Origin of the sequence: Rhizobium leguminosarum, assembly GCF_001679785.1 — a bacterium.
GTDB classification, from domain to species: Bacteria; Pseudomonadota; Alphaproteobacteria; order Rhizobiales; family Rhizobiaceae; genus Rhizobium; species Rhizobium leguminosarum_R.
In genome coordinates this window covers 177,613-190,453 of sequence record NZ_CP016286.1, presented here as the reverse complement: position 1 = coordinate 190,453, position 12,841 = coordinate 177,613, and the positions used below count along the sequence as shown (strand labels likewise).

Below are 12,841 nucleotides of genomic sequence, written 5' to 3'. Positions count from 1 at the left end.
GCAAATCTGCGGGAAGGTTGGCTGAAACGGGCCGGCTGATCGACCGGCCGGCTTGGCCGTAGAGCCGGGCTACGATGCGCGCCGGCCGGTCGACCATCCGACTCCGTTTGAGCCAACAGAATGCTTCAATCTAACCCGGAAAGGCTCTAGGCTCCTTCGCGTTTCTGATCGTTGGCAGGCATCACAATAGACGCCGCTATGTAACGCTCCTCCCGGTCGCCATCGTTGAAGTAGTAGACGGCGAGCAGGGATCCATCGCCGCGTTTTACGAGTCTCGGATAACCGAGATCAGCCGTGCCACCGTCGCTCCGGATGATCTTTTCGGCGCCCCATGTCCGGCCGTCATCGAAACTCATGCGCATCCTGATCCCAAAAGGCGGATCACGGTGGCCGTAGACGAGCAGCAGCATGCCTTCGATCCGCCCGAGCGCCGGCGGGTTGCCATTACTGCCCGTGTTGTCGACGATGCAGCCTTCCGGCGTCCAGGTCCTCCCTTGGTCATGGGAGGTGAAGGCCTCTATCCACCCCTTGCCACCGCCTCTGCCCATGCAGCGCGTCAGCGTCAGGATGGCGCCACCGGAAAGTGCCGTCGATGCCGGCATGATCGAATAGCCCCCAGGTTCCGGACCGACAAAGCCTTGCAGGACGAAGCTGCGCCCGCCATCCACGGTGCGCGCGCAGAACACTCTTCCTTCCGCGCCGTCCTCTTTGGACGTGCCGAGCATGAAGAGCGCATCGTCCCTGCCGAGAGGAACGATATCGGTGCGCGCCGAGATCGGAAGATGCAAACCGGCGAAACGAAACGGACCCTGCCATGTCAGGCACCGGTCCCGGCTGACATAGAACCAGCTGACAGCATCGCCCTGCACATCGGTTCTGGCGCACATGACGATCGTCTCGAGATCGAGGAAGTCTATGGGATCGTCAATCGAGCAAAGGTCTTCGCGGACCGACAGACGGGGGCGGACCTTGAGGTCGGCGTTCAAATGCTCGTCGGCCGAAAGCGAGCGCCCGCCCGGCACGCGGCCGCAGAACGGCTCGCCCATCCATGTCAGCCCGCCGTCCAGGCTGCGTGCCTGCCAGGGTAGGAATGGGTAATCACGGTCCAATTCGTGCAACTCCCCTTTCGTTCCGAGTTTGCCGCGCGCGAAGACGACGGCCATTTCGTCACCCCACGACCAGAGACCATAATTTGCCGGCCAGCCCGCGAATTCGCCGCGTCTGCGGTAGATTTCAAGATTGCGGAACTGCGTGTCCATGGAGGCTTCCAGACGGTCAGAGCGTTTCGACAGGAAGTGCCCGCACAAGCAATTCTTCCTGCCCGAGCAGCTGTTCGAGTTTGCGCCGGTATTGGCGCCACCAGGCCCGATCGAGACTGTTCACCATCACTTCGATCACGATGACCGTATCTTCTTCAGTGCCCTCGCCACTCGACCAAAACCCCTTTGCCGGTGAATTGAGGTATGAAGTCGCCCCGCCATGGCGCTCCGTCATCTCGCGCTGAATCATCGCGATAATGTCTTCGATGTCGATCGCCGCTTGCGGCGCTGCCGGAATAAACAACTGTATCAAATGCATGTGGAATTCTCCTCGTCCCGAAAACTTCGGGGGGCCGACGAGGTTCCGGCCCAGCTCGAAATCGGTTGCGATGGGAACACTGGTCGCCGAAATCGCGGATATCCGGTTGGATGAAAACCAATGCGGCGACGGATGGTCGTCGCCGTCGTTCAAGGATGCGCACCGGGCCCCTGCGGCAGCCGATGCTGGCGGTCTAAAAAGCCAACCGCATCTGCGGTTCCGCGGCCGGTAGTCGCCCTTCCAGCGAAGAGAGGGCGACGCCGAGCAGCCGTATGCCCTTTCGCGGCGGAAAGATCGGCGCGAGCAGCAGGTTGACCAGATCCTCGAGGTCGGCGATTGCCGGCAGGGGTGCCAGAACCGTCTTGCTGCGCGTGATCTGGCTGAAGTCGGCATATTTCACCTTGAGCGTCACTGTCTTGGCGGCGATCCCGTTGGCCTCGCAGTAACCCCACACCTTTTCGATCAGCGGCTGGAGCCCTTCGCGAGCAGGTTCAAAGGCGTGGAGGTCCTGTGAGAAGGTATCTTCCGCACCGACGGATTTGCGCACCCGGTCGGGCTTGACCTGGCGCTCGTCGATGCCGCGGGCGATGCCGTAAAAATAGGGGGCCGACTTGCCGAAATGCTCGACGAGGAACTCGAGTGTCTTCTCCTTGAGATCGGCGCCGGTGTCGATCCCGAGTTGATGCATCTTCTCAGTGGTCGCCGGTCCGACACCATGGAATTTCCGGACTGGAAGCTGCTCGACGAAGGCCGGCCCGTTCTTCGGCGTGATGACAGCCTGGCCGTTCGGCTTGTTGAGGTCGCTCGCCATCTTGGCAAGGAACTTGTTGTAGGAAATCCCGGCCGACGCGTTGAGGCCGGTGACTTGCTTGATCTTGGCGCGGATCTCCAGAGCGACCTCGGTGGCGATCGTCATGCCTTTCAGATTTTGCGTCACATCGAGATAGGCCTCGTCGAGCGACAGCGGCTCGATCAGCGGAGTGTATTCGGCAAAGATCTCACGGATCTGCTGCGACACCGCCTTATAGACGGCGAAGCGCGGCGGCACGAAGATCAGGTCAGGACATTTGCGCTTGGCAGTTACCGACGGCATTGCCGAGTGAACACCGAATTTACGGGCCTCATAGCTCGCCGCCGCCACCACACCACGGGCGGCCGAGCCGCCGACGGCAATCGGTTTGCCGCGCAAATCCGAATTATCGCGCTGCTCGACCGACGCATAAAAAGCATCCATGTCGACATGGACGATCTTCCGGACGGGGGGTGAGCTTATCTCGTTCATGGCGGTTTCAGCGATCGCGATGGGATCGGCATCTGAAATTGCGCGCCGAAACAAAAACAGAACATAGCAGTCTTGGGACGCGATATCAACAATTCCAATGTGGGCCTGGACCTGCCGTCGAACTACCAGCCGCCCAAGGCGTTCTCATCCTGTGGACATCAATATCAGGAGGCAGCCAATGGCGGACGACAGCACGATCACCATCCGAGCCACGTTCGAAACACGCGAAGCCGCTGATCTCGCGGTCGAACATCTGGTTCAGCAGCATGGGGTTTCGAGGCCCGACATCTTTATCCAGTCGGCAAGCGACCGGAACAGTGCGGGTTCGGCGCCATCAGGCGGGGATGTCTCTCATGACGATGGCGCCCGTCGCGATGCGCCACTCGAAGGCGAGATCGAGGTCTCGGTGGATATCGCATCCAGCCAGGTCGCCGCCGTCCAGCGCAGTCTCCGAGCTGCCGGCGCAGTGCGTGTATCGAGCCGCTGAGCATGGCCTATAGCCTCTCGAAATCTGCGCCCAAGTGCAATTTCAAGAGGACCAGCGGACGGAGCAACTCGGAAGGAGTTAGGCCGTCCTACAGGCAGCTAACCTGACCGGCGGCCGCATAGGCTGAATAATTGCACACCAGCAATCCCGCCGTCAGGATCGTTCCATGGCAGGCTGCCCAGAAGCTCGCATGTCGACATATCGACGGACGAAAAATCGCCGCCAGCACCACGAGGAAGCTAGAGATCGCGATTGCCCAGAGCAGCATGTTCAGCGGCGGGAAATAGATTGGAATGATCTGCCAGCAGCTGGCAAACTTATAGGCGCCAGCCGTCCGGTAGGCCTGCAAAGCGAGTGCTGCCCATAGCAAGACGTGGAGCAAGATCAGCGCCCATCTCCAGTCCGCCTTCACCGCATCGCTACCAAACGTCATTGGAATCCCTCTGGATGTTTCGAAGCTCGACAACGCAGCAGGGCGAAGATCGGTCAACCTTGCTGAAGCATGGGCGGCATGGGTGTAGATTGCCGGAATAGCCACGGCGGTGCTTGGATACCCCCTCTGCCCTGCCGGGCATCTCCCCCACAAGGGGGAGATCAGCAGGAGGCGAACACCTCGTCCCTCTCTATCGGTATACTGATGCAAGGGGTCGTTGTTTGGGGAAGCCCTTGAGCCTGTCCAGCCGATAGATGGGTAACAGATTGAACCGGATAGATGGGTTACAGTTCTCCCCCTTGTAAACCAGTGTCCGCCCCTGCGCCGGCTGGTCGGGGTTGCAGGGCGCTGGGGCGGACAAGCCGCTTGGTCTTCCTGTCGATGATGCCGAGCGGATGGGCATGGAAGCGTAGCGTCCAGATGCCCGCTTCATTCTCCTCGATCGCCACGACCTCGCCGGCCAGCGCTGCTGCGACATAGACGAGGTCGCCGTTCCATTTGATCTCGCCATTGGAGCGCACCCGGCGCACCGCCGCCTCGGCCGGATAGTCCGGTTCAGGCAGGCGGTCGGGCAGGCGCCGCAGTGACGGTCGGTAATGATCAGCAGGCACGTCCATAGCGAGCGCCTCGTGTGGACGCTCGGCGTTGTAATTCTGGCGAAATGCGTCAAAGACCGCCTGCTGCGCGGCATGGTCGACCTCCGGCGCCATGGCCAGCGGCAGCATCGTCAGATGGAAGCGTTCGTGGCGGCCGTTCTGCTGCGGTTTGCCCGGCTGGATGCGCTCCAGGCCGATGCCGAGCTTGATGAACCGCACAGCAAGCGTCGTCAGCCCGGTGACGCCAATCGCCGCGAAGGGCGAACCGTTGTCGCTGCGAAAGCGCTCCGGCAGTCCGTGCTCGGCAAACAGCCGCTCGAACACCGGCCAGGCCTCTGCCTCGGCCGGCGTCGCGCAGGCTTGCAGCGCCAGCAGAAAGCGGCTCGCCGTATCCATCACCGTCAGTGGCTCGCAGCGCCGCCCATCGCGGGTCCGGAACCAGCCCTTGTAATCGGCGCTCCACACCGCATTGGGCCCGTTGGCCGGTGCGAACGGGCCGCAACCAGCCGCCCGCCAGCGATGCCGCCGGCGCCCGACCAGCCCGTGGCGCTTCAGGATCTCGCCTATCGTCGAGGCCGCCGGCCAGCAAAGCTGCGGCGCCGACCGCTTCAGCCGCGCCAGCACCTTCTTCGGCCCCCACTGCGGATTCGCCTCCTTCTCCGCCACGATCCGCGCCACCAGCTCCGCCGCCGTTGCCCGCCCGTGCTCAAGCGGCGCCCGCGGCAGGTCGATAAGCCCCGCAGGCCCGAGCGCCCGATACCGCTCCAACCATTTGTAGCCCGTCTTGCGCGATATCCCGTAGGCAGCACACAGCGCCGTCATCGTCTCCTCGCCCGCAAGACATTCCCCAACAAAGCGCAGCCGCTCGTCCATGATGCCAGTCTCTCTCCAAACCATCGCCGGGTCCTCCCGGCTGTCAGAGAACTGTCACCTATGTAAACGGTCCGTTCTGTTACCTATCTATCCGGGTCGGACAGCTTCTTGCCAATCTCCCCACCTGTGGGGGAGATGCCCGGCAGGGCAGGGGGTGCCACACGAGCCGCCCCAGCGCTACACCCGCTCTACGCCGCCTCCCCCGCCTGCACCGCACTCTCCGCCAGCTTCCGCGCCGCGACGAAATCCACCTTTCCCGAACCCAGCACCGGCACCTTGCTGGTGGTGACCTCGGCCGGCACCATCATGTCCATGGCGCCCCTGGATTTGGCGAAGGCGAGGAATTCGGCGCGGGTGGCGGTCGGCGCGTCGGTCAAGAGCACCAGCCGCTCGCCCTTCTTGGCGTCGGGCAGCGAGGAGACGACTGAGAGCGCGCCCGGCCAGAGTTCGGCAGCGAGCGTTTCGACGGCGGCGAGCGAGATCATTTCGCCGCCGATCTTGGCGAAGCGTTTGGCGCGGCCGCGGATCTTGACGAAGCCGTCCTCGTCGATGGTGACGATGTCGCCGGTGTCGTGCCAGCCGTCGATCAGCGGCTCGAGCACGCCGGGCTTTTCGGCACGGAGGTAGCCGGCCATGACATTGGCGCCGCGCACATGCAGCCTGCCGCCCTCATCGATGCCGGGCACCGGTTCGAGCTTCCATTCCATGCCCGGCAGGATTTTGCCGACCGTGCCCGACTTGTTGTACATCGGCGTGTTGATGGAAATGACAGGCGCGGTCTCGGTGACGCCGTAACCTTCGAGGATGCGCAGGCCGAATTTTTCCATATAGGTCTGGCGGGTTGCGGCCTTCACCGGCTCGGCGCCGGAGAAGATATAGCGGATCGAGCGGAAATCGTAGGGATGCGCCGTCCTCGAATAGCCGTTGAGGAAGGTATCGGTGCCGAAGATGATCGTGGCGTTGGAGGCATAGATCAGCTCCGGCACGATGCGGTAATGCAGCGGCGACGGATAGAAATAAACAGGCACGCCCGAGATCAGCGGCAGCACCGTGCCGGCCGTCAGCCCGAAGGAATGGAACACCGGCAGGATATTGAACACCTTGTCGCCGCTGTGGAAATCGATGCGGGCCGCGGCCTGGGCGGCGTTCGACAGGATGTTGCGGTGGGTCAGCACCACGCCCTTCGGCGTGCCCTCGGAGCCCGAGGTGAAGAGGATCACCGCCGGATCATCCGGCTGGCGCTTCGTGAGCGGCCGCGCCTTCCTGAGATAACCCAGGATCTTGTCCTTGAGGGAGATTTCGGCCCTGAGATCATCGAGCCAGACGATCGTCACCTGCTTTTCCATCTCCTCGATAACGGCACCGAGCTTCGCCTGGGTGACGAAGGCACGTGAGGTCAGCACATGCTTGACCTCGGCGGCCTTGCAGGCGGAGAGGATATTGGCGGCACCCGCGGTGAAGTTCAGCATGGCCGGCACCTTGCCCGCCGTCATCACGCCGAGAAGCGTGGCGGCAGCGCCATTGGCATTCGGCAGCATGACGCCGAGGTTCTTTTCCGGGAACATGGTGCGGAATTTGGCGCCGAGCACGGCGGCCCCGGTGAGCAGCTTGCCATAAGTCAGCCTTCCGGTGACCGGATCTTCGACGGCAAGTTTCTTCATGCCGAATTCGTGGCCGGCCCGGATGACGCGATCGAGAACGGTGGAAGAGGTATCGGCGGTCTGGAAGAGCAGGTTCGACATGACCTGATAGAGGGCGGCACCCGCCGCCGTGCGGCGCTTGCGGCCTTTCAGCCCTGAGGGCATTTCGAGCTTCACCGGCTCGAGAATGGTGACCTTGACCTTGGGAAACAGCCGGCGGCGGATCTTGCCGTTGTCGAGATAGGAGAGATAGCTCTTCTCCAGCCCGTCGATCCTCACCGGCACCACCATCGAGCCGGTCTTGTCGGCGACCATGGCGGCGCCATCATAGACCTTCATCAGCGTGCCGGTCACCGTCAGGCGGCCCTCCGGGAAGATGCCGATCGGGTTGCCATCCTGCACCACCTTGATCAGCGAACGCGTCGCCATCGGCTTTGTCGGGTCGAGCGGCAGGAATTTGCACATCTTCAGGAAGGGCCGCACCCACCAGGCCTGGGCGATCTTGTAATCGACGGCAAAGGTGGGCTCTTCCTCGGTGATCGCAAGTGCCAGGGCGCCGTCGAGCAGGCTGACATGGTTGAGCGCGATGATCGGCGCCCGGCCGGCCTTCTTGATATTCTCCAGCCCCTCGACCTCGAGGCGCATGAAGGCGCGGAACAGGATCGAGATCAAATCGCGGAAGGGATTGGTCGGCAGCGTCTTCAGCATCAGCCAGGCGACGGCGAAATTGATGACGCCGAGGCCGATCAGGATTTGAGGGATGGAGGCGCCCATCGCCTGGACGGCGGCAACGAGGCCGAGGCCGACGGTGATGAACAGCGCCGAGAGCACATTGGCGGCGCCGATGACGCGGGCGCGGCGGTCCTCATGCGCCCAGGTCTGCAGGGCGGCGAAGGTCGGCACGGCGATGAAGGCGCCTGCTATCGCCATGCCGGCGAGATCGATGGCGACGCGAATGGTATTCTGGCCAGCGAAAAAACCGGCGATCGTCGTCGCATGGCTCACCGAAGCCAGGCCCCAGAGGTTCCAGGCGAGATCGAGGCTGAAGAGGCCAAGCAGCGCCGTGCCGACAGGGGCCGGCAGCAGCACGATGCGGCCCGACGACATCCAGGCGGCAATCGCCGAGCCGACGGCGACGGCGATGGCAAAGACGGTGAGATAGGCCGGCACGACGAGCTCGGAGCCGCCGAGCAGCTCGGTCACCATGGTCGGCAGGATGGAGAGAACGAAGGCGCCGACCAGCCAGAACCAGCAATTCATCAGCGCCGAACGCCACAGGCGCTTATCGGCGCGGATTTCCTTGACGAGGGTGTAGCTGGAGCGGATGACATTGCGGTCGATTTCCAGATCCGGCGCCTTGGAGCCGGTGGGCGGGATCATCCGGCTGGCCAGCCAGCAGAGCACCGAAAGCCCCATCATCATCGTGCCGAAGATCAGCACATTGTCGCCGCCTGAGAAGGCGAAGGCGGCGATGATCGTGCCGGCGAGGATGGCGATGAAGGTGCCGCCCTCGATCCAGGCATTGGCCTTCGGCAGGTCGCGGCGTTCGAGATGATCGGGCAGGATGCCGTATTTGATCGGCCCGAACAGCGCCGAGACGACGCCGAAGCCGAACAGCGCCGCCATCAGCACGAAGATGGACGAAAACGCCAGACCGATAACGGCAAGGGCGGCGACCGCGATCTCGCAGCGTTTCAACAGTTCGGCGATCTTCGCCTTATCGTGTTTGTCGGCGAGTTCGCCGCCAAGTGCGGAGAGCAGCAGAAAGGGCACGATGAGGATGACGCCGGCGAGCGTCACCAGAGCGGCCCCCTCGCTCGCCGACATCTTGAAGAGAATGAGGAACACCAGGGTGTTCTTGAGGAAATTGTCGTTGAAGGCCGTCAGGAACTGGGTCCAGAACAGCGGCGCGAATTTCCTGGAGGTCATCAGATTGTGTTGCACGGGCTCGTTCCTCTTTCGGCAGGCAGAGAAGGCCACAGAGTTGTTACGCAAAAGTTGAATGCGATAACAACTCTGCGCTGTGGTTAACCAAGATCAATCTTCATCGTTACGATTGAACTTGACCAGGAGTTTCTCGGTGCGGGCATCCTCAACCTTGCGGATCAGCTTCTCGGATTCGGCGTTGTCGCGCAGCGTCTTGGTGATATTCACCGTGGTCTGCACCAGCATCAGAATGCCCATGGCCAGATAGCCTTTGCCCCAGAGATCGAGCGGCATCATGTAGAGGCCAAGCGCCAGCATGAAGGCGGCCGAGCCGAAGGAGATGTAGGAGAAGCTGACCCAGCTTGCGGAATGTTTCTGGAAACTGTCGTTCATATCAGTGGTCCCTATGGTTCGATGGATGGATGGTTGGGTGGATGCAATTTCAAGCGGCAGGCGTGATGCGGCTCTTCAGCCGCGCCAGCACATCATCGGCGGATGAGCGCAGCGGCGCGCCGAAGCCGGCATTGGCAAGCTTTTCGATGATGCCGGCCGGGCGGATGGCGCCTTCCATGTCCTTCAGCGCGGCGGCCGTCAGCTCATTCTGGCTCTGGCGCAGGCGAAGGCGCGCCAGGGTCTCCTCGGCATCGTCGAGCGTGGCAAAGCCCGGGCCGGCAACGACGACATCGAGCTTCTGCGCCTCTTGCGTGGCACGCGCCAGCCGCTCGCCGCGCTGCAGCTCCTGCAGCCGCGCCTCGGAGGCACGGACGATGCCCTTCAGCTTGTCGATCGCGCTGGTGAACTGGCTCTGCGCCTTCTCCGACGCATCGCGCTCGGCTTCGAGATAGGCGATCGCCTCGGCCGCCTCGCGGGCCAGGCCCTCATTGCCCTTGGTCAGTGCCGCGGAGGCGCGGGTCTCCAGATCGGCGATGCGGGCAACGATCGTTGCATGCTGCCCCTTCTCCTGCTCGTTCTGGGCGATGGCGACCGCCACACTGCGGCGGGCCGACTGGATCGATTGGGCGGCATCGCGGATCTGCTGGGAAAGCAGCGGCACGGCGTGGCGATCGGCGAAAGCCTGCTCGGCATCATGCGCCCTGCCCCGCAATAAAATGGAAATCAGTTTGAACATTTCCTTCCTCCGGTTTATGAACGTTGTTCACGAGAGGAGTTATGGCAGAATCATGAACGTCGTTCAAGATAAACTTTGAACGACGTTCAAAAAATCGAAGTGGAATGGTTAATGGCCGGTAGGCGAGAAGAAAAACGCGAAGACCTGAAGGCCCGGCTGATCGAGGCGGCGCGCGAGCGGATCGCCAAGGACGGGCTGACGAACCTCCGGGCCCGCGACATCACCCAGGATGCCGGCTGCGCGCTGGGCGGCCTCTACACGGTCTTTTCCGACCTCGCCGAGCTCGTCATCCACGTCAACTCCGCGACGCTGAAGGCGCTGGAGGCGAGGCTCACCCTGCCCGAAACGAAAGACCGGCCGCCGACCGACCGGCTGCGCAACCTGGCGCAGGGATATTTGAGCTTCGCCGTCGAGCACCGGAACCTCTGGAAGGCGCTGTTCGACCACTTCCCGCCGGAAACCAGCCCGACGCCGCAATGGCATCTTGATGAGCACCTCTTCCTGATGGACGTGATCGCCGAACCGCTGGCCGAACTGCAACCCGACATGCCCCCCGAAGACCGCGCCATCCGCGCCCGCACCCTCTTCGGCGCAGTGCATGGCGTCGTCAGCATCAGCCTCGAAGGCCGCTTCGTCGGCTTGCCGCTGGAGCGGCTGGCGCGGGAGGTGGATGAGCTGGTGCAGACGATTGCGGCGGGGGCGGAGCGGCGGCGGGGGTGATGGGGATGATTTCGTTGGTTTAGTGGTGGGACGCCACCCCACCCCCCGTCATCCCAGGCCTTGAGCCTGGGATCCATGCCCGCCGCTGATGGATGCGGCGTGGATCCTCGCATCAAGCCCGAGGATGACGGAGTTTGGCGTCCCAGGCAAAGTCACCGCACACTTTTAATGCTGCAGGCGTCCCGCCTCTGCCGGTCGCTCTCCTCGACCTCCGTCATCCTCGGGCTTGACCCGAGGATCCACGCACGCCCAACGAGCCACTATCTATTTTACCGAGCGGGAAATTTCACACGCTCAACCTTTCCCGCTTCACCAAAATATCCCGATCGGTAAATTCCCCTGGACACAGGCTCCACATTCGCTATATTTTCCCGATCGGGAAAACCACATGGCGAAACACGTACAGAGTCCAGCCGACATCGGCGCCCTGGTTCGAAGCACCCGCAAGGAACAAAACCTGCGGCAGGACGAGCTTGCCGGCGTTGCCGGCGTCGGGCTTCGTTTTATCGTCGACCTCGAAGCCGGCAAGCCCACAGCGCAGATCGGCAAGGTCCTGCAGGTTCTGCAAACGCTTGGCTGCTCCCTCGACATTCTGGCTCCCGGCGAGCGCAGGCAATGACATCAAGGCTTCTCAACGTCTGGTGGGACGGCCGCATTGTCGGTCAATTCACGCAGGACAGAGACGGCGATATCGGCTTTGTCTATGATGAAGACTGGCTTGACGATGACAAAACGCTGCCGCTCTCGGCGTCTCTGCCGAAACGACCGGAGCGATTTACCCGCCGGGAATGCCGGCCGTATTTCGCCGGCCTGCTGCCCGAGGAAAGCCAGCGCCTGGCCGCAGCACGGGCCTTGGGCGTGTCTCCCGCCAATGACTTTGCGCTTCTCGATCACCTGGGCGGCGATGTCGCCGGTGCGCTGCAACTGCTTGCCGAAGGTGGGGCACCGGCGGAGACAGGGTCGATTGCAGATCGCCAGCCCGTGCCCTTGGATGAAGCAGGCATCGTTGCCGTGTTGGAGGCACTGCCCGTGCGGCCTCTGCTGGCCGGTGAGGAGGGCCTGAGACTATCTCTCGCCGGCGCCCAGTCCAAACTGCCGGTTGTTCTGGTGGATGGCCGGATCGGGCTTCCCCTGCCCGGTCAGGCCACAACCCATATTCTGAAGCCACCGATAGCCCGCTTCAAGGCGACGACCGAGAACGAAGCTTTCGTGATGAGGCTTGCGGCCGCCATCGGGCTCGATGTCGCAGCCGTCGAACCGAGATATGTGCAGGGACGCCCGTTCCTTCTGATCGAACGATATGACCGCGTGCGCGGCGCCGGCGGACTGGTTCATCGCATCCATCAGGAAGATTTCTGCCAGGCACTCGGCGTACCGCCGGAAACGAAATATGCGAGTGAAGGCGGGCCGACCTTCAAGGATTGCTTCGATCTCATAAGACGGATTTCCGCAAGGCCGGCTGTCGACGTGCTGAAGCTGCTGGACGCGGCCATCTTCAACCTGATCGCCGGAAATGCCGATGCCCACGGCAAGAACTTCTCCATCCTTTACGATAGCCAAGGCCCGCGGCTGGCAAAACTCTATGACCTCCTCTCCACCATGATCTATCCGGAACTGTCGCCAAAGCTGGCGATGAGATTAGGCAAGCGCGCCACACTGGCCGAAATGGATGCCGAGGGCTGGAAGGCCTTTGCGGCAGAAGCCGGCGTCGGCACTCCGCTGTTGCGCCGCCGCGTGAACGAGCTTTGCGACAAGGTGCTGACATTGACCGGCAAGGTCGCCGATGAGCTCGCAGACGTATCGCCCGATCGAGACCCGATCGACGCGATCGCCGGCGTGATAACAGACCGGGCCGAGACAGCGAGGTTGACTTTATAAGGTGTAGGGAAACGGGAAACGACGCCCGACGTCGCGCCTCTGGCCGGTCGCCTCTCCCCACTCTCCCCGTAAACGGGGCGAGGGGACGTGCCCTACGAGAGGTGAGCGGGGGACGGAGAGCTTGCGGCATATCCCCTTCGCCCCGCAAGCGGGAGAAGGTGGCGGCAGCCGGATGAGGGGCTGGCCTGCCCAGAAGCAACTCAACGACGTTTGTCTATCAAAAAAGGCAGATATTGAAAGACAAACTATTTTGAGTGTGGCTCGTGAGAGTCAACTTGGCTTAAGATCCAAAATTGGGG

Annotated in this window: 12 protein-coding genes; 4 read left to right on the top strand and 8 right to left on the bottom strand. The window is 62.5% G+C overall.

Annotated features, from left to right (window positions below):
• Nucleotides 1–146: 146 nt before the first annotated feature.
• Genes BA011_RS00910 through dinB form a run of 3 tightly spaced genes read right to left on the bottom strand, consistent with a single transcriptional unit; the run spans nucleotide 147 to nucleotide 2,860 of the window.
• Nucleotides 147–1,259, bottom strand: a complete 1,113-nt coding sequence (locus tag BA011_RS00910) for a sialidase family protein (protein ID WP_065279089.1) — start codon at nucleotides 1,257–1,259, stop codon at nucleotides 147–149.
• A gap of 16 nt (nucleotides 1,260–1,275) precedes the next feature.
• Nucleotides 1,276–1,731, bottom strand: coding sequence for a hypothetical protein (locus tag BA011_RS00905; RefSeq protein ID WP_237352538.1), 456 nt, complete (start codon nucleotides 1,729–1,731; stop codon nucleotides 1,276–1,278).
• Nucleotides 1,732–1,771: 40 nt separating this feature from the next.
• The gene (gene dinB / locus BA011_RS00900; RefSeq protein ID WP_065282356.1) at nucleotides 1,772–2,860 is read right to left on the bottom strand and encodes a DNA polymerase IV; all 1,089 of its coding nucleotides are present in this window, start codon (nucleotides 2,858–2,860) and stop codon (nucleotides 1,772–1,774) included.
• 178 nt (nucleotides 2,861–3,038) lie between these two features.
• On the opposite strand from dinB, the gene BA011_RS00895 reads away from it, so the two are divergent.
• Nucleotides 3,039–3,347, top strand: a complete 309-nt coding sequence (locus BA011_RS00895) for a hypothetical protein (RefSeq protein ID WP_065279088.1) — start codon at nucleotides 3,039–3,041, stop codon at nucleotides 3,345–3,347.
• Between the two features lie 88 nt (nucleotides 3,348–3,435).
• On the opposite strand, the gene BA011_RS00890 is transcribed toward BA011_RS00895, so the two are convergent.
• The 5 genes from BA011_RS00890 to BA011_RS00870 form a co-directional block, all read right to left on the bottom strand.
• Nucleotides 3,436–3,780, bottom strand: a complete 345-nt coding sequence (locus tag BA011_RS00890) for a hypothetical protein (protein WP_065279087.1) — start codon at nucleotides 3,778–3,780, stop codon at nucleotides 3,436–3,438.
• Between the two features lie 284 nt (nucleotides 3,781–4,064).
• Nucleotides 4,065–5,273, bottom strand: a complete 1,209-nt coding sequence (locus BA011_RS00885; protein ID WP_065278963.1) for a helix-turn-helix domain-containing protein — start codon at nucleotides 5,271–5,273, stop codon at nucleotides 4,065–4,067.
• 164 nt (nucleotides 5,274–5,437) lie between these two features.
• Nucleotides 5,438–8,833, bottom strand: a complete 3,396-nt coding sequence (locus tag BA011_RS00880; protein ID WP_065279086.1) for an acyl-[ACP]--phospholipid O-acyltransferase — start codon at nucleotides 8,831–8,833, stop codon at nucleotides 5,438–5,440.
• Between the two features lie 93 nt (nucleotides 8,834–8,926).
• Nucleotides 8,927–9,208: a YiaA/YiaB family inner membrane protein gene (locus BA011_RS00875; protein WP_003546080.1), complete on the bottom strand. Its 282-nt coding sequence runs from the start codon at nucleotides 9,206–9,208 to the stop codon at nucleotides 8,927–8,929.
• A gap of 49 nt (nucleotides 9,209–9,257) precedes the next feature.
• Nucleotides 9,258–9,944 (bottom strand): PspA/IM30 family protein, encoded by a 687-nt coding sequence (locus BA011_RS00870; protein WP_065279085.1) that lies wholly within the window; start codon nucleotides 9,942–9,944, stop codon nucleotides 9,258–9,260.
• A gap of 111 nt (nucleotides 9,945–10,055) precedes the next feature.
• On the opposite strand from BA011_RS00870, the gene BA011_RS00865 reads away from it, so the two are divergent.
• From BA011_RS00865 to BA011_RS00855, 3 genes are all read left to right on the top strand, one after another.
• The gene (locus BA011_RS00865; protein ID WP_065279084.1) at nucleotides 10,056–10,664 is read left to right on the top strand and encodes a TetR/AcrR family transcriptional regulator; all 609 of its coding nucleotides are present in this window, start codon (nucleotides 10,056–10,058) and stop codon (nucleotides 10,662–10,664) included.
• Nucleotides 10,665–11,052: 388 nt separating this feature from the next.
• Nucleotides 11,053–11,283 carry a helix-turn-helix transcriptional regulator gene (locus BA011_RS00860; RefSeq protein ID WP_065279083.1) on the top strand — a complete coding sequence of 77 codons (231 nt, stop codon included), beginning with the start codon at nucleotides 11,053–11,055 and terminating at the stop codon, nucleotides 11,281–11,283.
• Nucleotides 11,280–12,542, top strand: coding sequence for a type II toxin-antitoxin system HipA family toxin (locus BA011_RS00855; protein WP_065279082.1), 1,263 nt, complete (start codon nucleotides 11,280–11,282; stop codon nucleotides 12,540–12,542). Before BA011_RS00860 ends, BA011_RS00855 begins: the two co-directional genes overlap by 4 nt.
• The last annotated feature ends 299 nt before the right edge of the window (nucleotides 12,543–12,841 follow it).

Excerpts from the sequence above, each read along its gene's own strand:
- BA011_RS00910 (WP_065279089.1), bottom strand. The coding sequence starts at position 1,259 with ATGGACACGCAGTTCCGCAATCTTGAAATCTACCGCAGACGCGGCGAA.
- dinB (WP_065282356.1), bottom strand. The coding sequence starts at position 2,860 with ATGAACGAGATAAGCTCACCCCCCGTCCGGAAGATCGTCCATGTCGAC.
- BA011_RS00895 (WP_065279088.1), top strand. The coding sequence starts at position 3,039 with ATGGCGGACGACAGCACGATCACCATCCGAGCCACGTTCGAAACACGC.
- BA011_RS00890 (WP_065279087.1), bottom strand. The coding sequence starts at position 3,780 with ATGACGTTTGGTAGCGATGCGGTGAAGGCGGACTGGAGATGGGCGCTG.
- BA011_RS00885 (WP_065278963.1), bottom strand. The coding sequence starts at position 5,273 with ATGGTTTGGAGAGAGACTGGCATCATGGACGAGCGGCTGCGCTTTGTT.
- BA011_RS00875 (WP_003546080.1), bottom strand. The coding sequence starts at position 9,208 with ATGAACGACAGTTTCCAGAAACATTCCGCAAGCTGGGTCAGCTTCTCC.
- BA011_RS00870 (WP_065279085.1), bottom strand. The coding sequence starts at position 9,944 with ATGTTCAAACTGATTTCCATTTTATTGCGGGGCAGGGCGCATGATGCC.
- BA011_RS00865 (WP_065279084.1), top strand. The coding sequence starts at position 10,056 with ATGGCCGGTAGGCGAGAAGAAAAACGCGAAGACCTGAAGGCCCGGCTG.
- BA011_RS00860 (WP_065279083.1), top strand. The coding sequence starts at position 11,053 with ATGGCGAAACACGTACAGAGTCCAGCCGACATCGGCGCCCTGGTTCGA.
- BA011_RS00855 (WP_065279082.1), top strand. The coding sequence starts at position 11,280 with ATGACATCAAGGCTTCTCAACGTCTGGTGGGACGGCCGCATTGTCGGT.